Origin of the sequence: Tellurirhabdus rosea, assembly GCF_026278345.1 — a bacterium.
GTDB classification, from domain to species: domain Bacteria; phylum Bacteroidota; class Bacteroidia; order Cytophagales; family Spirosomataceae; genus Tellurirhabdus; species Tellurirhabdus rosea.
Genome location: NZ_CP111085.1, coordinates 2,199,581 through 2,221,513 on the forward strand (window position 1 = coordinate 2,199,581; position 21,933 = coordinate 2,221,513).

A 21,933-nucleotide genomic window follows, 5' to 3' on the forward strand; every position below is an offset into this window, starting at 1 on the left:
GAGTATCTTCCCGGGCTCACTTGACTACCCTGCCCTATGCTTCAAGCTCCTGCGGCTCCGGCCGTTTCGGTTTTCACCCCTGCGCCCTGGCCGCTCTGGCGTCGGCTGCTGTTCCGCTTTACCGCCATTTATTTACTGCTGTACCTGTCGCCGCTGACCTGGCTGGGAATGTTTCCCGGTATCAGCATCCTGAGCGACGGGTATAACCAGGCCGAAAACTGGCTGGTCACGGCCGCCAATCAGCACCTTTTCCACATCAAAGACCAGCTGGTGCCCTTCAACGGCAGCGGTGATACGTCCTACGGGTACGCCCAGTTGTCCTTTTTTGCCCTGGCCGCCCTGCTGGGTATGGTCTTCTGGTCGCTGGTGGACAAACGCCGCCAGTACGACCGGCTGGCTTACTGGACGCTGGTGGTCCTGCGCTACTACGTGGCATCGGTGGCCCTTTCCTACGGCATTGTTAAGCTGTTTGGACTGCAAATGTCTTTTCCCAGCCTGAGCCAGCTGGCTACGCCCCTCGGCGATCTGCTGCCGATGCGGTTTTCGTGGCTCTTTATCGGGTACTCCAAGCCCTATCAATTCTTCTCGGGCGCGGTGGAGGTGCTGGCGGGGGGTCTGCTGCTGTGGCGACGCACGGCGACTCTGGGTGCGTTTGTGTCGGCCAGTGTTTTCCTGAACGTCATGGTGCTCAATTTTTGCTACGACATTCCGGTGAAGCTGTTCTCCACGCACCTGTTTGTGTTCAGCAACCTGCTGCTGGTCAGCGACGCCCGCCGCCTGCTCGACTTTTTTGTGTTCAACCGCCCGACGCAGCCCAGCCGGTCGCTGCGTTTTTCGAACAGGCCGGCCCGCATCGCGCAGACGGTACTCAAGGTGGCTTTTGTGTTCTTCTTCGGAATTATGCCGCTGTATCAGACGTATCAGTCATTTTCATCGCCGCCCTCGCCGCCGGGACCGCTGAAGGCCGGTTTCTACGAAGTGACCGAGTTCCGGTCCAGCCTGCCGGATTCGCTGCGGTGGCAAAATGTGGTGTTCGAAACCACCACTTCGGGCAGCATTCAGACGCCGGACACGCTGTTCCGGCAGCGGTATCGGCGCGGCTATTTTGTTTACCGGCTGGACTCCACCCAGCAGACGCTGGCGTTCAAGAAGCTTTCGGGCGACAGCCTGCCCGTCCTGACGTTTCGGCTCGCCCGCCCGGACACCAGCCGCCTCGTTCTGCGCGGCCTTTACCGCGGCGATTCCCTGACCGTGACGCTTCGCCGCACCAACCACCAATTCCAGCTCGCCGAACGGCAGTTTCACTGGCTCTCAGAAGCCAACCGCTAAGCGACAACCCCGGCGGGGTCTGCGCGGCGCGTAGGTCCCGCCGATTATTTTTTACCATGCTTGCGGAAGGCCGCGATGAACTGGTAGATGCCGTTTGATGATACTTTACGCTATTTTAATGGCGATTAAGTTTGGGCTCATGCTTACCAACTTCCCCCGACTTTTTGTATTTTTCGCCCTGCAACGACCCTGTTTATGCCACGCCTGAGACTGATCTTCCTGCTTGCCGTTCTGCTGGTCGGCTGCTACGAATACGAGGAGCGCGTCTGGGGACCTATCACGTACTCCACGCCGACCAACACCCCGCCGGGAACGGTGGGCGAACCGTCGGTGCCGCCCGCACCGCAGCCCAAAGCCGACCCGACCTTCCTCAGCAACGGCATCGTCCGGGTGGGCATCGACCTGGCCCGGGGCGGGGCCATCACGTTTCTGGCTCCGGCCACTGCGTCACTGCTCAGCCTGAGCACCAACATGGTCAACAACTACGACCTCGGGCGGCAGATTCAGGCTTCGTTCTACTCGGGACCAAGCCCGTACGTGCCGCCGGGGGCGCAGATTCACCCGGCCTGGTCGTACATGAGCTGGAACCCTATCCAGTCGGGCGATGTCTTTGGCAACGGGGCGCGCGTGCTGGATTTCCGCAACGACAGCACCCAGCTTTACATCAAAACCGAACCGACGCAGTGGGCACTCAACAACGTCCGCGGGCAGGCCACCTTTGAAACCTGGATCAGCCTGAAAGACAATGCCGTCCACGTCCGCTGCCGCCTGACCAACAATCGCCCCGACAAAACGCAGTACGCCGCCCTCCCGCAGGAACTGCCCGCCGTGTACCTCAACGCCCCGTACTACCGCATTTTTTCGTATAACGGCCTGAAACCTTTCACCAACGATGCCCTCACCCGCATCCAGAGCCGCGGCAAAACGCAGTATGTGCAGACCACCGAAAACTGGGTGGCGATGGTGAACGAACAAAACTGGGGACTGGGCGTTTGGCAACCGGATCAGTACGACTTTGTGGCGGGCACCTACGGCCCCGAAGGCACGGGCTTCGAGTACGATTTCGGGACGGCCAATGCGGGGCCCACCTACTACGAAATTCTGGACCACAACATCGTCTATGAATACACCTACGCCCTCGTGCTGGGCAACCTGGAAGACATCCGTAAATGGGTTTACCAGCAGCCGCGCCCGTCGGCCGGACCGAACTACCGCTTCGTCAAGGACCGGCAGCACTGGCATTTCTACGATTTCGGGCGGGATACAGGCTGGCCCATCGAAGGCGAAATCAACCTGCCCCTCGACCGGTCCGACATTCTGATGACCGGCCCCGGGGTGCTCTGGGACGCCGCTTCCATTCCCAAAATCTACATCCGGGCGGCCTTCAAAACCGACGCCCGGCAGGCCCGTTTTCGCTGGCGCAAGCCCGGCGACCCCGAGTACCTGGCCGACCGCGTCCTGGATTTTCCGATCATCGGCGACGGGGAATACCGGACCTACGAACTCGACATGAGCCGGGCCCGCAACTGGAACGGCCAGATTACCGTCATTGGCCTCGAACCGGCGCTGGGAGAGCGGGGCGGACCGGGAAAGTTTCTTAAATTGCAAGCCATCACCACGACGCCGTAAGCCGGAATGAAACCGCTAGTCCTCTTCGTTGCCACCGTTCTTCTGCTCAGTTTTCGCCCCGCCGCCCGCATCACCGAACGGCCGGATTTTGAGCGCTTTTTCAAGGAGCAAAAGCTCACCGGCTCTTTTCTGCTCTACGACCCGCAGCGCGACCACTACACGGCTTACCAGTTTGAACGGTGCCGCAAGGGATTTCTGCCCGCCTCGACTTTCAAGATCATGAACACGCTCGTCGGGCTGGAAACGGGCGTTCTGAAAGACGAGAACAGCCCGATGAAATGGGACGGTGTCAAACGCGATATCGAAGCCTGGAACCAGGACCACACGCTCAAAACGGCTTTTGCGGCCTCCTGCGTGCCGTGTTATCAGGAACTGGCGCGCAAAATCGGCCTGGAGCGGATGCAGAAATGGGTCAGCAAAGCCGATTATGGCAATCTGGACATTTCGGCCGGAAACCTCGACCGATTCTGGCTGGAAGGCGCTTCCCGCATTACGCAGGAACAGCAGGTCGATTTTCTGCGCCGGATTCACGAAGGGAAAGTCCCGTTTTCCAAGCGCAGCCTCGGCATTCTGAAGAAAGTGATGCTGCTCGACGAAAAACCAGGCTACCGGCTGTACGGCAAGACCGGCTGGGTCACCTCTCTGCCCGACGTGGGTGTCAACTCGGTAGAAGGCAACACGGGCTGGTTTGTCGGGTACGTCGAAAAAGGCGATAAAGTTTATTATTTCGCGACGAACGTGGAAAGCCCCTCGCCCGCTCCGCCGACTTTCGTGCCGGGCCGCCGGGCGATTACGGAGGCGATTTTGAAGGAAATGGGGATTTTGTGAAATGGTTTCTCGCAGATTGCCGCAGATTTTAAGCGCAGATTTCCGCAGAAAGTCTTAGCGAGAATCTGCGCTTAAAATCTGCGGCAATCTGCGAGAAATAAATCCACAAAAGTAAATCCCTCCACCCCCCGCCTTCTCGACCTATACCTTTTACCCCATGAAGCGCAGAAATTTTCTGGCCGGACTGGCCCTTACCCCCGCTATTTCCCCGTCGCTTGCTTTCACCCAAACGCCGCCCGCCGACGACCGGGCCTACTGGCTCCAGACGCTGCTGAAAGTGGCCGGACCCGTGCTCACCGCCGCCGCCGCCGGGCAACTGAAGGACAAAATGCCCGTGGAATCGGCCCCGAAACAACTGGAAGGGCGCAAAAAGGTGACCTATCTCGAAGCCCTCGGCCGAACCCTCACGGGCCTGTCGCCCTGGCTCGACGCGGAGGTTCCGGCGGCCGAACGGTCCCAGCAGCAGCGTTTCGGCGAACTGGCCCGGCAGGCCATCGCCCGCTCCGTTGACCCGCAGGCCCCGACGTTTCTGAACTTCACGTCCGGCGGGCAGCCGCTGGTGGACGCCGCCTTTCTGGCCCACGCCCTCCTCCGCGCACCCAAAGCGTTGTGGGAAAAACTGGACGCCAGAACGCAGCAGAATCTGGTGGCGGCGCTGACTTCCACCCGCGCCATCAAACCGGGTTTCAACAACTGGCTGCTTTTCAGCGGCATGGTGGAAGCGGCCCTGCTCAGGTTCACCGGTAAGGCCGACGAAATGCGCCTCGACTACGCGCTCCGCCAGCACGAACAATGGTACAAGGGCGACGGGGCTTACGGCGACGGCCCGAATTTCCACTGGGATTATTACAACAGCTTTGTTATCCAGCCGATGATGCTTGACATTGTCCGGACGATGCAGGAAGCGGGCAAAGGCCAGAAAGGGCTGTATGAAACGGTACTGGCCCGGGCGCAGCGGTACGCCGTCATTCAGGAACGGATGATTGCGCCGGATGGCTCGTTTGCGGCCTACGGACGGTCGCTGGCTTACCGCTGCGGGGCGTTTCAGCACCTGGCGCAGATGGCTTTGCAGAAACAGCTGCCCGCCGAACTGACGCCCGCGCAGGTCCGCTCGGCCCTCACGGCCGTGATCCGCCGGACGATGGAAGCACCGGGCACGTACGACGGCGGCGGATGGCTCCAGATCGGGCTGTGCGGCCACCAGCCTTCCATCGGCGAAACCTACATTTCCACCGGAAGCCTGTACCTCTGCACGGCCGCGTTTGTGCCGCTGGGCCTCCCGGCCGACGACCCGTTCTGGAGCAACCCCGCCCAGGATTGGACCGCCCGTAAAATCTGGTCCGGACAGGACATTAAAGCCGATCACGCGTACTGAAAGGACCGGACAATCGGTTCGTCAATCAACCGGCCAAAGGCTTTGTTGTTTAGGGTAGCTCTCGCGGCGACTGGCGGCTTCACGCCAAGTATCTCTGCGAAAATCTGCGTTTAAAATCTGCGTCGCAGCGGCGAACCGTCGCAGCGGCGAGAAACAAAACACCATACTTCTATGAAAACGATTCTCTTCCTGCTCCTGAGCACCTTTTCGGTAGCTTTTGCCCAGCACTCCGTCAGGCTGACCGGCGCTGTGCCGGGCCTTGATGGCGTTATGGTCTATCTGAAAAAGACCGACAACAAAAACAGCAAAGTTGTGACGGTGGATGCCGTGAAGGCGCAGAATGGCACCTTCACGTTTTCCCGGACGATTCCGGAAGTCGATTTTTACAATGTGAGCGTCGAAGGACTGCCCGGGCAGGTGCAATTCATCTGGGACGGCAACCTGACGCTGGAAGGCACGAAAGAGGCTTTCCGCGAGGCAACCGTCAAAGGCTCTCCGCTGACCGACTCCTGGCTGGAGTTTCAGGAAAAAGTGGACAAACCCATGCGCGACGAGCTGATGACGCTCTACAACGAACGGAAAAACGCGCCCAACGATAAGGACCTGCTGCAGCGCATTGAAGAGGACGAAAAGCGCCTGAAAGCCGAACAGTCCAGACAGGTGCAGGAGCGCATTCAGGCAGCTCCGAATTCGCTGCTGAGCCTGTATCTGCTCAACTGGTACTGGCCGCAGCTACCCAAAAACGAGGTGCAGAATTTGTACAAAAACCTGAATGCCGACCTGAGGAAACACACGGTGGCGCAGCGGCTGGAGAAGCTGATTCAATAAAGTACGGCCGTCGGCGTTTCAGGGATACATCACGCCAAACCCTTCCAACCATGCGCCTATCCCTGATTTTCCGTCTTTGCCTAATTGGCTGTCTTTTAGCCCCGTCCGCGCTGTTGGCTCAGGCTTCTCCCGAGCCGAAATTCACGCTTACGCTCCTGTTCGATGGCAAACCCGTTGATGAGTCGAAAGGAGTTCCGCTCAACAGCCGAACCCTGACGGCGACCAGCGCCCCCGATTCGCAGACGGGTAAGCCCGAAGCGGAGGTTGTGATTGAGAAAGGATTCATCAATCTCGCCCGCGAGAATCCAAGGGTAGCGGTGATTGCCTGGAACGGTAAGGGGTCGCTGGAAACACTGGCGTCTCAGGCGCAGCCGGGGGACCGGTACGTTGTGGAAATAGAGAAAGCTTATTTTCGCAACAAAAACGGCCAGGTGAAAGCCTTTCCGAATCACATCGTTTACTCGATTCCGCTTTATTAAGCCTGATTCAGCAGTCAACGAAAACCGGCCGTTCAAGCATTTGAACGGCTTTTTTGTTTACCGATCAAACAGAAGTCACCGATTTTGCAACGAATTGAGGCCGTTCTGATGTTACAGCCAAAAAGGTGTAGATACATTAAATTATGGAAATCGGCATCACCACATTCGTCGAAAATACGCCCGATCCGGCCACGGGGAAGCTGCTGAGCCCGCACCAGCGGATGATGAACCTGATGGAAGAAATCGAACTGTCGGACCAGCTGGGCCTGGACGTCTTTGCTATCGGGGAGCACCACCGTTCCGATTTTGTCGTTTCGTCCCCGGCGGTCGTGCTGGCGGCCGCGGCGGTTAAGACAAAGAATATCAAGCTTTCCAGCGCCGTAACGGTGCTCAGTTCGGATGATCCCGTCCGGGTCTTTCAGGATTTTGCGCACGTGGACCTGCTCTCGGGCGGTCGGGCCGAAATCATGGCGGGCCGGGGGTCGTTCATCGAGTCGTTTCCGCTGTTTGGCAATGACCTGAACGACTACAACTCGCTTTTTGCCGAAAAACTGGACCTGCTCGTTCGCCTCAATAAAAGTGAAAAAATTACGTGGGAGGGGCACCACCGGCCGTCCATCGACAACCGGGGCGTTTATCCCCGACCCCACCAGCCCGAACTGCCCATCTGGGTGGCCGTGGGCGGTACGCCGGAATCGGTGGTCCGGGCGGCCAGTTACGGCCTGCCGATGGCCCTGGCGATCATCGGCGGCATGCCGCAGCGGTTTGTTCCGTTTACGAGGCTTTACAAGGAAAGCTGGCAAAAGGCCGGGCACGACCCCGCCCGACTTCAGTTAGGCATCAACTCCCACGGCTACATCGCCGACGATTCGCAGAAAGCAGCGAATGAATTCTACGGGCCGTACGCCTACGTGATGAGCAAAATCGGGCGCGAGCGGGGCTGGTCGCCGATGGACCGGGAGCATTTCGAAATGATGCGCGAACCGGACGGCTCGCTGCTGGTCGGCAGTCCGCAGCAGGTGATCGACAAGATTCTGTACGAATACGAACTGTTTGGCAACACCCGCTTCCTGCTGCACATCAGCGTCGGAACGCTGCCCCACGACAAGGTCATGCGCGCCATCGAGCTGCTCGGAACAGTCGTGGCGCCCGCCGTCCGGAAGGCGCTATAATGTATCCACGGACGGTCCGCCGCTCATATCTTTGAACTTCTTTGATATAGTTGGAAAGAGTGCAATTTTGGGTTAGTCCCTGACAAGGGTGGGCAGCAGCCCGTGTTCCGCCGTTAACACGTCTTCAAGGCGATGTTGTGCCGCTGGTCTATCTGCCCACCCTGCTTTTTCTCAGTAACTTCAACAGTACCTATGGATACGGTTCTGTACTGTAATCCTGCATACATGTGCAAAAGACGAGAGAAGCGGTCAGTTTACCTCCAACCCTTATCCACTATGAAAGCGACAGCTTCCTTCCTGCGTTACGGGGTGGGCTTTGACATTGGCAAAGACACCATTCTTGTCTGTGTTTCCGTCATCGACACCACCGGAAAAGTAACGGTTAAAGGAACCACTAAACTAGCTAACAAGGCGGCCGCTTTCTCAGGACTAATGACCTGGCTAGGAAAGCACTGTAAGCAGACAGACCTACCGGTTCGCTATGTCATGGAAGCCACAGGCGTTTATCATGAGACCCTGGCCTGGTATCTGTTTACCAAAGACCAATCGGTCAGTGTGGTCCTGCCAAACAAAGCAAAGCACTACCTCAAAAGCCTGGGTCTCAAGTCCAAGAATGACCGCATCGATGCGCAAGGGCTGGCTCGTATGACGCTTGAACAGCAACTGCCGCTTTGGCAACCACTCTCGAAGAACATATACAGTCTGCGGATGCTAACTCGTCAACACCAGAGGTTACAGGAACTGAAGACCCAAAGCCAGAATCAAAAGCACTCTATTGAGTACAGCCAGTTCAGCGATGGGTTCATCCTCAAACAGCTTAATAACCTCATTGCTCTCTATGACAGGCAGTTGACCGAAATCAGTCAGGCCATTAATGATCTGCTGGACGATGATCAACCTTTACGGGAAGGCATTGATCGGCTGAGTGCCATCAAGGGGCTGGGCCGACTGTCGGCCGCTACACTAGTGGCAGAGACAAATGGCTTCACGGGCTTTGAGAACGTACGGCAACTAGTGAGCTTTGCTGGCTATGACGTAGTGGAAAACCAATCGGGCAAACATATCGGTAAGACGCGCATCTCAAAAAAAGGGAACAGTCGCATTCGTCGTATCTTGCATCTACCCGCTCTTAATGCGGTGCGTTTTGGTGAACCTGGCTGTGCCGCCCTTTATGAGCGGGTCTATAGCCGATCACGCATCAAAATGAAAGCGTATGTAGCCGTCCAGAAAAAGCTGCTTACTCTATGTTATGCTCTCTGGCGCAACGGGTCTGAGTACGAGCCTAGTTACTCTCCAACTACGACAAAGAACGTATCGGACCAGGCTAAAAAAATAGTCCCGACTAGCGGGACTACACAGGATCAAGAGGCCGAAGCCTGCTTGTCCTACAGGTAGGTCAAAGATATTGAAAAAATACTAACCCAAAACTTGCAACTCACGACAGTACCAGCGGCTTTAGTCCGTGGATACATTAAATGGTTTTCTCTACTCGCCGGACGGCTGAGCCGTTGAACCAGCCGACGGCTTTTTTTCCGTTTGGAGCTACATTGCGGATGTTCGTCCGGACGTTGGCCGGCGGGTTGGAGAACAGCCCGCCGGTCGCCGCCGTGTTGTTGAAAATCTCGACGATGTACTGATAGGCGTCATCCGTCAGCGACAGGTTTTCCACCCGGATTTTATCCCCTTTTTTGAAAGGCCCGTTCCCGAGGGCAATGCCGTTCAGGTAGTTGCCGTCAATGTACAGATCATCGAAGAAAATAAGGTCGGCCGGCTTGCTCAACAGCGAATCGTTGCGATAGACCTTCCAGCGGTACGAATCGCCTTTCCCGGCGATTTCCTGCCCGTAGATTTTCAGATAATAGCCTTCCTCCTGCCCCAGACTTTCCTTTCTGAACTCAGCGGCGATGGAATCCAGCGGGAATACGCGGCGGATTTCGGTTTCGGCCGTATACTCCTGTCCGTCGGCTTTTACCGTCAGCGTGTATTTGTGGCCGACTTTCCCACGGAGCTGGCTCGTGACGTAAACGCCGGGGGTTGTCTGCTTCAGGGTTTCGGAGACGCCCTCGCTATCCCGGATGACGACGGTCGCGTTGGTAACGGCCGGGGTCGTCGTGTTGCTGAAATAGGACGCCGTCGTGCTCAGGCGTACGGTGTACGGGCCGGGCTGGTCGGTGATCTGCCCATCGACGGCCAGCAGCGGTTCACTTTTTTCGAGGTCCACATCGACCACGTCGGTGCAGGCCGTCAGGCTGAAGAGGCTCAGCAGGAGAAGGTATACGTTGTTGCGTGATTTCATGATTTCTTAGGGAGGACGTTCCGGCCAGCGCCTGAGCGCCGCCTTCCAACGTCAAGTGTCAGATATTCAATGTCAAAACTTGAAGTTATACGTCACCGAAGGCAGCACCGCGCCGAGAATGGACAGCCTGACGGCTTCGGTCTGCTGCGGATTGTTTTCGGCTTGCCGGAAATACACCGTAAAGGCGTTGCGGCGGCCGTAGGCGTTGTAAACCGAAAACACCCACTCGCCCTGCCAGCGGCGTGTCGGGTTGCGCTTGCCCTGCAGCGTCGCCGACAGATCCAGACGATGGTAAGCCGGGACCCGGAAGGCGTTGCGGTTGTTGGTCGTGTTATGCGGCAGCGTCATGCCGTCCCATTCGTAGCGGGCGTTCGGGGCCGTGGTCGCCACGCCGGTATTGTAGGCGAAGTTGGCCGACAGGCTCAGCCGCTTGTTCAGGTTGTAAATTCCGACCACCGACAGCATGTGGCGACGGTCGTATTTGGCGGCGTACCACTCGTCGTTGCTCAGTCCGGCCACTTTACGCTCCGAGCGTGAAAGCGTGTAGCTGACCCAGCCGTTGAGGCGGCCCGTGTTTTTCTTCAGGTAAAACTCTGCCCCGTAAGCCCGTCCCCGGCCGTACATCAGGTCGCCTTCGAGGTGCTCGTTCAGCAGCGTCTGGGCGCCGTCGCGGTAGTCGATCTGGTTCTCCATCGTTTTGTAAAAACCCTCTACGGAAGCTTCGATGGCGTTCTCTTTGAAATTGCGGAAGTACCCTACGGCCACCTGGTCGGCCCGCTCGGGTTTCACGTTGCTGGTGGTCGGATACCAGAGGTCGAGCGGGGAGGCCGCCGTCGAGCTGGAAATAAGGTGAATGTACTGGGCCGTGCGGTTGTAGGTTGCCTTGATCGAACTGGATGCATCGACCGAGTAACGCAGCGAGAAGCGGGGCTCCAGGTTGGCGTACGTGGCAATGGCTTCGTTTTTGCCGTACGTCTGCGGGTTGGTCGGCGTTAGTTTTCGGTTCGGTTCACCCACATAATCGTACGTCGTGCCGGCACCGAGGTACTGGTAAGCCGACAGGCGCAGGCCGTATTGCAGGCTCAGTTTCCGGCCAATCGACTGCTCGTTGTCCAGGTAGGCGGCGTATTCCATCGCGTGCTTTTCCGGCATGCTGATCGGGTTCACAATCGAGCCTTCCCGTTCCTGCTTCACGTTGCCGGGTGTGAACCGGTGGCGGATGGCCTGGGCGCCGAAGCTGACGGTGTTGCGGGTGCTCAGGTAATAGGTAAAGTCCGCTTTGCCGCTGTAGTTATAAATGTTCGAGGTCCAGTCGAAAGCCTGCGGCCCGGACGGTACGCCCAGATTGTAGTAATAATCGCTGTAAACGCCCGTAAAGTTGGCAAAGAGCCGGTCCGAAAACAGGTGATTCCAGCGCACGGTAGCCGTTTTGTTTTTCCAGCTCATGCGAAAATCGCCGCTGTCGGGGCTTTTCAGGCTGAACACGTCCGCGCCGAAATAGCCCGAAACGAACACCTTGTCTTTGGGGCCGATGGTGTTGTTGACTTTCACCGTCAGGTCGTAGAAGTAGGCAATGTTGTTCCGCAAGTCTTGATTCGGGGAAGCTTTCAGGAATAAGTCGGCATACGACCGGCGACCCGTCACGATGAACGAGCTTTTGTCTTTCCGGATCGGCCCTTCGACCGTCAGACGGCTGGAAACGGTCCCGATGCCGCCCGAGACGGAGAACTGTTTGGAATTGCCTTCTTTCATCCGGACATCGAGCAGGGACGACAGCCGACCGCCGTACTGGGCCGGAATCCCGCCTTTGACCAGTTTCAGGTCTTTCACCGCATCGGGATTGAAGACCGAGAAGAAGCCCAGCAGGTGGGAGGAATTGTAGACCGGCGCTTCGTCGAGCAGAATCAGGTTCTGGTCGATGTTGCCGCCGCGGACGTTGAAACCCGTCGCGCCCTCGCCCACCGTCGAAACGCCCGGCAGCAGCTGGATGCTCCGCACCACGTCCACTTCCCCCAGCAGGGCGGGCATGGCCTTGACGGTTTTCATTTCCAGCTTGCTCACGCCCATTTCGAGGCTGGTGACGTTCTGCTCGGGTTTGGTCGTTTTCACCACAACTTCCTGCATCTGCACATCGGCGGATTTCAGCTGGACGTCCATTTTCTGGCCCGCCGTCAGCGCGACCGTCCGGGTCAGCGGTTCGTACCCGACGTACGACCAGACCAGTTCGTAGGAACCTTTGGGCAGGGTGAGCGAGTAGAATCCGTATTCGTTGGCGGCTGCGCCGAGCGACTGGCCCCTGACCTGCACCGTGGCACCGATGAGGCCCTCGCCGTTGGCGGCATCTTTGATGTAGCCGCTCACCGTGACGCGCTCCTGAGCTACGGCACCGAAGGCCGTCAGGAGCGCCGTCAGGGTGAGGAAGAAGAACTGTTTCATAGAGGAAGTATTCGTTGTTTACGGCTCAAAACTAGTTCGACGCCGCCGACCGGACCACAAAAAGATACCGAACCGGAAGATTTGGCGGATAAAGCCCTGAATTGGCGGGCTGAACGCCCGACCGTTCACGAAACCGTACAGGCCGTGCATCAGTAAAACCGGCCGGACGGCTTCTTTTCGAGTTGTCCATTCCCGCATCCAATCCATTCTCCCTACCGCATGAAACGCACTTCTCACCTGCTCTGTCTTGCCTTAGCTGTCTGTCTTTCCCTTCCCGGCTTCGCCCAGTCGCTGGGTGTTTTTGAAAAAAGCGGCGACCTGGGCCCGGCGACCCGCCCCGGCACCGCCGCTTACAGCCCGAAATCCGAAACCTACGAACTGAGTAGCACGGGCAGCGGCCCTGAAGACAGTCATTTTGCCTGGAAACGCATGCGAGGCGACTTCATCCTGACCGCCCGGGCGGAGTTCGTCGGGCGCGGTGTGGGCGAGCGGCAGCGGATGGGCTGGATGGTTCGGAGCAGTCTGGAGCCGGGCGCGCCCTTTGCGAGCGCCACGGTACAGGGCGATGGCGCGGCGGCGCTCCAGTTCCGACGCCAGGCGGGCAGCGCCCCGGAGGCCAAAGCGTCCAAAGCGACCGGGGCCGACGTCATTCAACTGGAGCGCAAGGGCAATGTGTTCGCCCTTTGGGTGGCCCGGTTCGGGGAGCCGTTCACGCTGGATTTTGTGCAGAACATTCCGCTTGGGGAGGAAGTGTACGCGGGCCTTTTTGTGGGCGGACAGACGGGCAGCGACCCGGCCAAAGCCCGGTTCCGCGACGTGCGCCTGACGGTGCCCGCCCCGGCCGGCCTTGTTCCCTACAAGCAGTATCTGGCCAGCAACCTCGAAATTCTGGACGTGAAAACCGGCGGGCGGGAGGTTGTTTACACCGACCCCGGCTCCATTCAGGCTCCCAACTGGACGCCCGACGGCAAAACGCTGCTTTACAACCGTGAAGGTCTGATTTACACCTTCGACCTGAAAACCCGTAAACCCAAAGTGCTCGACACGGGCAACGTGGACAAAAACAACAACGACCACGTCCTTTCGTTCGACGGCAGCCTGCTCGGCCTGAGCAGCACCGGTCCCGACCCGAATCTGGGCTCGCTCATCTACACGGTGCCCATCACGGGCGGGCAGCCGAAGCTCATCACGCCCGTCGGCCCGTCGTACCTGCACGGCTGGTCGCCCGACGGACGGTTTCTGGTTTTCACCGGCTCGCGCAACAACGAGTTCGACATCTACCGCGTCACGGCCAACGGCGGACCCGAGCTGCGCCTGACCGACGCCAAGGGGCTGGACGACGGCCCCGAATACAGTCCCGACGGTCAGTATATCTATTTCAATTCCAACCGGACCGGCAACATGCTCATTTACCGCATGAAAGCCGATGGCACCGAGCAGACCGCCCTTACGGACGGGCCATTCCACGACTGGTTCCCGCATGTTTCGCCCGACGGCAAATGGCTCATTTTTCTGTCGTTTCTGAGAGAAGAAGTGAAATCCGGCGACCACCCGTTCTACAAGCACGTTTACTTACGGATGATGCCCGTATCAGGCGGCAAGCCGAAGGTGGTGGCCTACCTCTACGGCGGGCAGGGCACCCTCAACACGCCTTCTTGGTCGCCCGATAGCAAACATGTGGCGTTCGTCAGCAACACGGCGGAGGGCATGCTGGTGGTCACGCAGAAATAGACGATTCTGATTACGAATTAAAAATTACGAATTACGGGAAGGGCTTTGCTGCGGGCGGTGCGGGCGCAAGTCTGGGAAAGTCACCCCTCAGACTGTGTCCGCACCGCCCGAAAAGGTCCTTCTGTTTGGCGATATTGCTGCGGCCGGTGGGGACACCGGCCGCGGGTAGAGACATACCGGCTAAAAAGTTGTAAATGGAAATCACGGCCGGCTGGGAAAGACGAATCTGCGGGTAATCGTTAGGCTGGGGGTGAGCAAGGCTAACGAATGGCGAACGCGTTATACCTAAGGAAAGTATATTTGCCGCTTCTAATGACAAAACATGATGCGACTTGCCAAATCCTTATTGCTATTCAGTGTAATTACATCACTTCTTTCCTGCGGCAACAAAAAAGAATATGCCATAAACAATGTCGGTAGCGGGCAAGTCTTCCGGCACGAACACGGTAAAGATAGGCCTAACGTAGTTGTGGTAGATGTAGGTGGAGAGTTGGACGGGCAGGCATACCTCTATGCTTACCCCTGCCGGGAAGGCAGACAAAAGTATATGGGGAAAGCCATCCTCGATAAGGGGAGTGTTCGTGAAAACAACCGATGGGATTTCTACGAGGAAGGGCCCGTATGTGTTGAGTATATCCCTGTGACGGCTAAGAAGGGTCATCTTTCCCTGCAAGTAGGCGTTTATTGATGCAAAAAGCCCCCCGGCCACCCCTAATTCTTAATTCTTAACTCATAATTCTTAATTCCCTTTACTCTCCCCACCCCGTCACCACGAGTGTCCGGGCGCCGCCGTGGTCGCGGTGTTCGCCGAGGTAGATGCCCTGCCAGGTGCCGAGGTTCAGCCGGCCGGCCGTCACCGGGATTTGCACGGAATGGCCGAGCAGCGCCGCTTTCAGATGGGCGGGCATATCGTCGGGACCTTCGTAGTTATGTTTGAAATACGGCGCGTTTTCGGGTACCAGCCGGTTGAAGAAACTTTCGAAATCCTGCCGGACGGTCGGGTCGGCATTTTCGTTGATACTCAGACTCGCCGAGGTATGCTGGATGAAGACGTGCAGCATCCCGACCCGGATCGACGCCAGTTCGGCCGCCAGTTCGCGTTCGATCAGGCGGGTAATCAGATGAAAGCCACGCGGGTAGGCGGGCAGTCGTAAGGTGCGTTGAAAAAAGGGCATGGCCTTATCTTAACGTTTATGCTTCTATATAAACCCGTATTTTTCGGTGAAGGCCGCGAGATGAACGTATTTAACGAATTTTCTGTCCATACCGCAGACTTTCCCGCCTCGGACTGCCTTTCAGGATGGACCAGGCCACCTGCGCGTATACCTTGCTCCGGCCCGCTTTCCGGATATTCTTGAAAAAATAAAACAGCCGGTACAGCGGAATCATCAGCGGATGGGCAAACTTGTGGTAGTAGTAAAAAAGCGAGATGTAAAACTCGCGCTCGATGGCAAACCGCCGCCGGGTACTCGCGCCGCTGTAATGAATGAACTCCGCCGCCGGAACCAGTACCGACGGCCAGCCGCTGAGCGCCAGCCGTTTGCAGATATCTTCCTCCTCGCAGTACAGAAAATAAGTGGTATCCAGCCCGCCCAAAGCGTCGAAGGCCGTGCGGCGGACAAACAGGGCTGCCCCCGTCACCACCGGCACCCGGACGGGCTCGGTGTAGGCCGTCCGCAGCGGCGGGTACGCCTCGCGGTCGAAGGTTCGCATCAGGCCGTGGCCCAGCAGTTTGACACCCAGCGTCGGGAAGTAGGCAAAAGACGAATCCCGCTCGCCCTCCCCGTTGAACATCTGGCCCGTGCAGGCACCTACGGCCGGATTGGCTTCCATATACGCCAGCAGCAGCCCCGGAACGTCGTTGACCAGAACACAGTCGTTGTTTAGGAAAAAGTAATAGGTCGAGCGGGGGTCGATGTGCTGCACCCCGAGCATGTTGCCCCCGGCGAAGCCCAGGTTGAGGCGGCTGGCGACAAGCTTCAGGTTGGGAAACCGCTGAAGCGGTTCCAGTCCGGCGGCGTCCTCGGGCTCCGAATTGTTGTCCACCACAATGATTTCGTACGACGGCAACCGACATTTTTCCTGGATGGACTGGACACACTGCCGGGTAAACGCGCTGGAATTGTAGTTGATAATTATGATGGAAATCACCGGAAACAGGATCAGAAAACGGAACAAATGCAGGGCGAAAGTACGGCGTTTTCGGCACGCGACTTACCTTTTCCTCATAAAATGAAGAAAAGTGCGTTTCCAAACGGCCCGGCTGCGTACCTTTAGGCGCCGTTTTGAGTTAATCAGCGGACAATCCTCTCGAACGTCCTGTCATGCGAATAAACTTCCTGTCTGCCCTGTTGCTGGCGACCCTGCTGTCCTGCGAAATCATCAGCCCGAACAACAACGGGGCCCGACTCTCCGACCGTTTTTCGGCCCAGCCCGAGAAAGCCCCGGTGCAGCCCGGTCAGGTGGACGAAGCCTCCGGACTGGTGGACAGCCGGACCATCGAAGGCCATATGTGGGTGCAGGAAGACAGCGGTACGCCGAACCGGCTGAACCTGCTGAACAAAAACGGACAGGTCGTCAGCCGCATCGGACTTCCATTCGGCAACCGCGACTGGGAAGACCTCGCCATCGGACCCGGTCCGCAAAACGGCGTTTCGTACCTGTACATGGCCGACATTGGCGACAATCTGGCCCAGAACGGCGAAAACTACATCTACCGCTTCCCCGAACCGAAAAGCGCCGGAGAAGCCGTGGGCGGGGCCGACCGCATCGCTTTCCGCTACGCCGACGGCCCGCGCGACGCCGAAGCCCTGCTGCTGGACCCGCAGACCCGAGATCTGTACATCGTGACCAAACGCGAGGAAAAGGCCCGCCTCTACCGCCTCGCCTATCCGCAGAGTACGGGAGACGTGATGACCGCCGCCTACATGGGCGAACTGCCCCTGACGCTGGTCACCGGCGGCAGCGTTTCGGCCGACGGGAAGGAGATTCTGCTCCGGACCTACGTGGGCGTGCAGTACTGGCAGCGCACCGACGGGCAGTCGCTGGCGGACGCCCTGCAGCGCAGCGGCGGCAAGTCCCTGAGCGTCGAACTGGAGCCGCAGGGCGAGGCCATTGCCTTCGAACGGGATGGCAAGGGCTTTTATACACTGAGCGAAAAAGGCAACGGGATGGCCGTGAGCCTAAACTTCTACAAGCGGTTGTGAGTTACGTGTAGAAGCGTAATTTCATTCACCGTGACCCCAAAAACCGCCGCAATCATTGGTGCCGGCATCGCCGGTATTGCCTCCGCCATTCGCCTGGCCGTCAAAGGCTACCAGGTCGATGTTTTCGAAGCGAACGCCTATCCGGGCGGCAAGCTCTCGTCTTTCGACCTCCACGGCTACCGTTTTGACGCCGGGCCGTCCCTGTTCACGATGCCGCATCTGGTGGACGAACTGTTCCGGCTGGCGGGCAAAACGCCGGCGGATTATTTCAACTATATTCGTCTGGAAGAAACCTGCCGGTATTTCTGGGACGACGGCACGCGCCTGACGGCCTGGGCCGACCACCAGCGGTTTGCCCGGGAAGCTGAAACGACCCTCGGCGAGCCCGCCGCCCACCTGCTTGCCCATCTGGAAGATAGCGCGACCAAATACGAGATTACCGAAAAGCTTTTCCTCCACCGTTCGCTGCACAAAGCCTCCACCTGGCTGGGTCGCGACGCTCTGCACGGCTACCTGAATCTGCCCAAACTCGGCATTTTCGGCACCATGAACAGCGCCAACGAACGGCGTTTCCGCCACCCGAAGCTCGTGCAGCTGTTCAACCGCTACGCCACCTACAACGGCTCGGACCCCTACCAGACGCCCGCCACGATGAACATCATTCCGCATCTGGAATACAACATCGGCGCCTTTTTCCCGAAAGAAGGCATGATCGGCATCACCAACAGCCTGGTAAAGCTCGCCGAAGACTTGGGCGTCCGGTTTCATTTTAATTCCCAGGTGGAAAAAATAATGACGCAAGGCAACCGCGTAACAGGTCTGCAAACTTACGACTCAGAGCTTACGCCTTACGACTTAGTGGTGTCGAACATGGACGTGGTCAATACGTTCCGGAAACTGCTGCCCGACGCCCGGCAGCCGGAGCGGATTCTGCGGCAGCCCAAGTCCAGTTCGGGGCTGATTTTTTACTGGGGCATCCGGCGAAGCTTTCCCGAACTGGGCCTGCACAACATTTTCTTCAGCGGGGATTACCGGACGGAGTTCGACCACCTGTTCCGCCGCCACGACCTGACCGACGACCCGACCGTTTACCTCAACATCACCTCGAAGCACAAGCCCGACGACGCCCCGGCGGGCTGCGAAAACTGGTTTCTGCTCATCAACGCGCCCAACAACACCGGCCAGGACTGGGACGCGCTCATCGACCGGACCCGGCAGAACATCCTGCGCAAGCTCAGCCACGCGCTCGGCACCGACATTGCCCCGCTGATTGCCTGCGAGGCCATTCTGGACCCGCGCAGCATCGAAGCCCGGACGTCGAGTTCGCAGGGAGCTTTGTACGGCAATAGCTCCAACAACCGCTTCGCGGCTTTTCTGCGCCACGCCAATTTTTCGCACGAATTCGAGAATCTGTACTTCGTGGGCGGCAGCGTGCACCCCGGCGGCGGCATTCCGCTCTGTCTGCTTTCGGCGAAAATTGCGACGGAGATGGTGAAAGAAAATCATTAACTTGCCATTCGCCCATTTCCGTATTGCATGGATAGTTCGTACCTAATCATCGTACTCAGTCTGTCGGTTCTGCTGTCGTATGTGTTTGACCTGCTCAGCAGCCGGTATAAAACGCCTTCGGTCATTCTGCTGCTCGTTTCGGGGATTCTGGTTCGCCAGTTGCTGAATTACCTGGACGTGCAGATTCCGTACCTGACGCCGATTCTGTCCACGCTGGGCACGCTGGGGCTGATTCTGATCGTGCTGGAAGGGGCGCTTGAACTGGAGCTTTCGGGCGAAAAGCTGGCGGTGCTCAGGCGGGCTTTCTATGCGGCCACGGCGGCCATTATTTTTACCTCGCTGCTCATTGGCGGCCTGTTTTATGTGCTGCTCGAACAGCCTTTTTTCAAATGCCTGGTCACGGCCATGCCGTTTTCCATCATTAGCAGCGCCGTGGCCATTCCGAGTGTCAAGAACCTGAGTCCGGCGCGGCGGGAGTTTATCGTATACGAATCGGCGTTCTCGGACATCCTGGGCGTTATGATCTTCAACTTCCTGATCTACAACGCCTCCGGTGGTTTCTGGTCGATCGTTTCGTTTGCCAAGGATACGGCCGTGATGGCGGTCATCTCGCTCATCTGCTGTTTTATCCTGCTGTACCTGATCAGTAAGATCAACCACCACATCAAGTTCCTGCCGATCATTTCGGTCCTCTTTCTGGTGTACGCCGTCGGAAAAATCTACCATCTGTCGTCGCTGCTGCTCATCCTCGTTTTCGGTCTTTTTCTGAACAATACCGAACTGTTCATCCGTGGTCGCCTCGACCGGGTTCTGAAGAACGACCTGTTCGAAAAAGAGCTCGACCAGCTCAAAAACCTCACCGCCGAAAGTGCCTTCATCGTACGGACGTTCTTTTTCCTGCTGTTCGGCTACGCCGCCGATCTGGAAACGCTGATCGATCCCGACGCTCTGATTGTGAGTGCGCTGATTCTGCCGATTATTTTCGGCGTTCGTTTCGCCGTGCTGCGCCTCAGCCTTCAGGGCAGCCTGACACCCATCGCCTACGTGGCCCCGCGCGGTCTGATCACGGTCCTGCTCTACCTCGGTATTCCGGACAACCTCAAAGTTGAGGGCTTCCGTGAAGGCATCCTCATGCTCGTCGTCATCGCCACCGCGCTCGTGATGATGGGCGGCGTGGTGAGCTATCGGGGAGGAGAGGAGGAATGACTGAATGATTGATTGACTGAATGACTGAATGACTGATAGTAGGTTGGATGGTTGAATGGTTGAATGGCTGGCTCCGCTAATTCTAACCCTGCGGAGCTAAATAACCATTCAGTCAATCAGTCATTCAGTCAATCAGTCAATCAGTCAATCAATCATTCAATCATTCAATCATTCCTTATATACCTGACGAACCCAAACCACGGCCGTTCCCGGTAGTAGCTCAGGTTGCGTTCGTTGGCGTAGGCTTCGCGTTCGAAGCTGATGTTGCGGTAGGCGGCGTAATGATCGGGGTATTGAAAGCGGCGGATCAGGTATTCCAGCAGATACCAGACGTAGAAGGGCACAATGCCCATTTCGAGCTGCTGACGGAGGTGAATGCGTTCGTGATGCAGCAAAATAACGCTGGGGGCTGGCTTTCGGACCAGCACAAAGGGAAACAGCGCCATCCCATCGACCCACAGAAACGGTACGTGGACAATTATCATTCTGAAAAATAGCAACGGCAAACTCTAATTTCCGATTTTTGGGCCGAAACTATCCCACTGGCCATGCTTATAACGCTTATTGCGGTGTTTGTGATCGGATATCTGCTCATTACGCTCGAACATTCCATCCACATCAACAAAACCGCTACCGCTCTGATTACCGGCATTCTGTGCTGGACCATTTATGCTTCTGCCGAAGCGAACCCGGAAGGTGTCGTGGAAGAACTGTCGCATCACCTGGGCGAGATTGCGGAGATCACCTTCTTCCTGCTCGGGGCCATGACCATCGTCGAACTCATCGACGCGCACGACGGCTTCAGCATCATCACCGACCGCATTGCGAGCCGCAACACCCGGGTATTGCTCTGGATCATCAGCCTGCTGGCGTTTTTCCTTTCCGCTTTGCTCGACAACCTGACCACCTCCATCGTCATGGTTTCGGTGACCCGCAAGCTCATCCGCAACGCCGAACAGCGGCGCACTATCGCCGGGATGATCATCATTGCGGCCAATGCCGGTGGTGCCTGGTCACCCATTGGCGACGTCACGACGACCATGCTCTGGATTGGCGGGCAGGTCACAACCCTGAATATCATCAGCCAGTTACTGCTCCCGAGTCTGGTCTGCCTGCTGGTGCCGCTCACGATTCAGACATTCCTTTTTAAGGCCGAGCAGGAAGCTTTTGTGGCGACGGCCACCCACGGCATCAGCCGCCCGTACATCACGCCCCGCCAGCGTCGCGACCGGGGTATCATTCTGCTCGTCGGACTGCTGGGATTGCTGTTTGTGCCCATCTTTAAAACCCTTACGCATCTGCCGCCGTACACGGGCATTCTGCTGGTCCTCGGCGTGATCTGGGTTGTTTCGGAAATTATTCACTCGGACAAAGACGTGGAAGAACGCAAACGCTTTACGGCAGCCTACGCCCTGAGCCGAATCGACGCGTCGAGTATTCTGTTTTTTCTGGGAATTCTGCTCGCGGTGGGGTCCCTCCAATCGACGGGGGTGCTGACGAGTCTCGCCCGGGCGCTCAATGATTCCGTCGGGAATATGGACGTCATTGTGCTGCTCATCGGCGTCGTGTCGGCGGTGATCGACAATGTTCCCATTGTGGCCGCCGCGATGGGCATGTACGACCTTCAGACCTACCCGCCCGACGCCAAGCTCTGGGAATTTCTGGCTTACTGCGCCGGTACGGGCGGCAGTCTGCTCGTCATCGGTTCCGCCGCCGGCGTGGCCGTCATGGGCATGGAGCACCTGCAGTTCGGCTGGTACCTCAAACGCATCAGCTGGCTCGCCCTGGCCGGGTACGTGGCGGGCGCCGGGGTGTATTTGCTTTTGTACTGAGGGGAATGACTGAATGATTGATTGACTGAATGACTGAGACTCTGCCTCAATTTGAAACTTGCGGAGCTAGTCAATCA

Annotated in this window: 19 protein-coding genes; 14 read left to right on the forward strand and 5 right to left on the reverse strand. The window is 57.7% G+C overall.

The annotated features are described in order from the left end of the window. Positions 1–36: 36 nt before the first annotated feature. The 8 genes from ORG26_RS09200 (at position 37) to ORG26_RS09235 (ending at position 9,035) form a co-directional block, all read left to right on the forward strand. Positions 37–1,329 carry a hypothetical protein gene (locus ORG26_RS09200; protein ID WP_266368638.1) on the forward strand — a complete coding sequence of 431 codons (1,293 nt, stop codon included), beginning with the start codon at positions 37–39 and terminating at the stop codon, positions 1,327–1,329. A gap of 195 nt (positions 1,330–1,524) precedes the next feature. Next, positions 1,525–2,958: a hypothetical protein gene (locus ORG26_RS09205; protein WP_266368640.1), complete on the forward strand. Its 1,434-nt coding sequence runs from the start codon at positions 1,525–1,527 to the stop codon at positions 2,956–2,958. Between the two features lie 6 nt (positions 2,959–2,964). Beyond that, entirely contained in the window at positions 2,965–3,786 is an 822-nt protein-coding gene (gene blaOXA, locus ORG26_RS09210) for a class D beta-lactamase (protein WP_266368642.1), read from the forward strand. 157 nt (positions 3,787–3,943) lie between these two features. After that, complete coding sequence (locus ORG26_RS09215) at positions 3,944–5,161, forward strand: DUF2264 domain-containing protein (protein WP_266368644.1); 1,218 nt, start codon at positions 3,944–3,946, stop codon at positions 5,159–5,161. A 171-nt stretch (positions 5,162–5,332) separates the two neighbouring features. Beyond that, positions 5,333–5,989, forward strand: coding sequence for a DUF4369 domain-containing protein (locus ORG26_RS09220; protein WP_266368645.1), 657 nt, complete (start codon positions 5,333–5,335; stop codon positions 5,987–5,989). A gap of 50 nt (positions 5,990–6,039) precedes the next feature. Continuing rightward, positions 6,040–6,468, forward strand: a complete 429-nt coding sequence (locus tag ORG26_RS09225; protein WP_266368647.1) for a GldM family protein — start codon at positions 6,040–6,042, stop codon at positions 6,466–6,468. 143 nt (positions 6,469–6,611) lie between these two features. Further along, complete coding sequence (locus tag ORG26_RS09230; RefSeq protein WP_266368649.1) at positions 6,612–7,640, forward strand: LLM class flavin-dependent oxidoreductase; 1,029 nt, start codon at positions 6,612–6,614, stop codon at positions 7,638–7,640. 276 nt (positions 7,641–7,916) lie between these two features. After that, complete coding sequence (locus ORG26_RS09235) at positions 7,917–9,035, forward strand: IS110 family RNA-guided transposase (protein WP_266368651.1); 1,119 nt, start codon at positions 7,917–7,919, stop codon at positions 9,033–9,035. Positions 9,036–9,111: 76 nt separating this feature from the next. Here the strand turns inward: ORG26_RS09235 and ORG26_RS09240 are convergent, their stop codons facing one another. Beyond that, on the reverse strand, positions 9,112–9,936 hold the full coding sequence (locus tag ORG26_RS09240) for a DUF4249 domain-containing protein (protein ID WP_266368653.1): 825 nt from the start codon (positions 9,934–9,936) through the stop codon (positions 9,112–9,114). A 72-nt stretch (positions 9,937–10,008) separates the two neighbouring features. Beyond that, on the reverse strand, positions 10,009–12,372 hold the full coding sequence (locus ORG26_RS09245; protein WP_266368655.1) for a TonB-dependent receptor: 2,364 nt from the start codon (positions 12,370–12,372) through the stop codon (positions 10,009–10,011). Positions 12,373–12,591: 219 nt separating this feature from the next. Here ORG26_RS09245 and ORG26_RS09250 point away from each other — a divergent pair, with 219 nt between their 5' ends. Continuing rightward, entirely contained in the window at positions 12,592–14,103 is a 1,512-nt protein-coding gene (locus tag ORG26_RS09250; protein ID WP_266368657.1) for a TolB family protein, read from the forward strand. Positions 14,104–14,425: 322 nt separating this feature from the next. Next, positions 14,426–14,791: a hypothetical protein gene (locus ORG26_RS09255; RefSeq protein ID WP_266368659.1), complete on the forward strand. Its 366-nt coding sequence runs from the start codon at positions 14,426–14,428 to the stop codon at positions 14,789–14,791. Positions 14,792–14,852: 61 nt separating this feature from the next. Here the strand turns inward: ORG26_RS09255 and ORG26_RS09260 are convergent, their stop codons facing one another. Together ORG26_RS09260 and ORG26_RS09265 are read right to left on the reverse strand one after the other, a co-directional pair. After that, positions 14,853–15,278, reverse strand: a complete 426-nt coding sequence (locus ORG26_RS09260) for a secondary thiamine-phosphate synthase enzyme YjbQ (protein WP_266368661.1) — start codon at positions 15,276–15,278, stop codon at positions 14,853–14,855. A 70-nt stretch (positions 15,279–15,348) separates the two neighbouring features. Beyond that, entirely contained in the window at positions 15,349–16,254 is a 906-nt protein-coding gene (locus tag ORG26_RS09265; RefSeq protein ID WP_266368663.1) for a glycosyltransferase family 2 protein, read from the reverse strand. A gap of 173 nt (positions 16,255–16,427) precedes the next feature. On the opposite strand from ORG26_RS09265, the gene ORG26_RS09270 reads away from it, so the two are divergent. From ORG26_RS09270 to ORG26_RS09280, 3 genes are read left to right on the forward strand one after another with little or no spacing between them, the layout of a single operon-like run. Next, the gene (locus ORG26_RS09270) at positions 16,428–17,309 is read left to right on the forward strand and encodes a PE-PGRS family protein (RefSeq protein WP_266368664.1); all 882 of its coding nucleotides are present in this window, start codon (positions 16,428–16,430) and stop codon (positions 17,307–17,309) included. 30 nt (positions 17,310–17,339) lie between these two features. Next, complete coding sequence (gene crtD / locus ORG26_RS09275) at positions 17,340–18,818, forward strand: 1-hydroxycarotenoid 3,4-desaturase CrtD (protein ID WP_266368666.1); 1,479 nt, start codon at positions 17,340–17,342, stop codon at positions 18,816–18,818. A gap of 27 nt (positions 18,819–18,845) precedes the next feature. After that, positions 18,846–20,024: a cation:proton antiporter gene (locus ORG26_RS09280; RefSeq protein WP_266368668.1), complete on the forward strand. Its 1,179-nt coding sequence runs from the start codon at positions 18,846–18,848 to the stop codon at positions 20,022–20,024. Positions 20,025–20,188: 164 nt separating this feature from the next. Here ORG26_RS09280 and ORG26_RS09285 read toward each other — a convergent pair whose 3' ends face one another. Beyond that, a complete protein-coding gene (locus ORG26_RS09285) occupies positions 20,189–20,509 on the reverse strand; it encodes a hypothetical protein (RefSeq protein WP_266368670.1) in 321 nt (106 codons plus the stop codon). A 63-nt stretch (positions 20,510–20,572) separates the two neighbouring features. Here ORG26_RS09285 and nhaD point away from each other — a divergent pair, with 63 nt between their 5' ends. Then, positions 20,573–21,856, forward strand: a complete 1,284-nt coding sequence (gene nhaD / locus ORG26_RS09290; RefSeq protein WP_266368671.1) for a sodium:proton antiporter NhaD — start codon at positions 20,573–20,575, stop codon at positions 21,854–21,856. Positions 21,857–21,933: the final 77 nt, after the last annotated feature.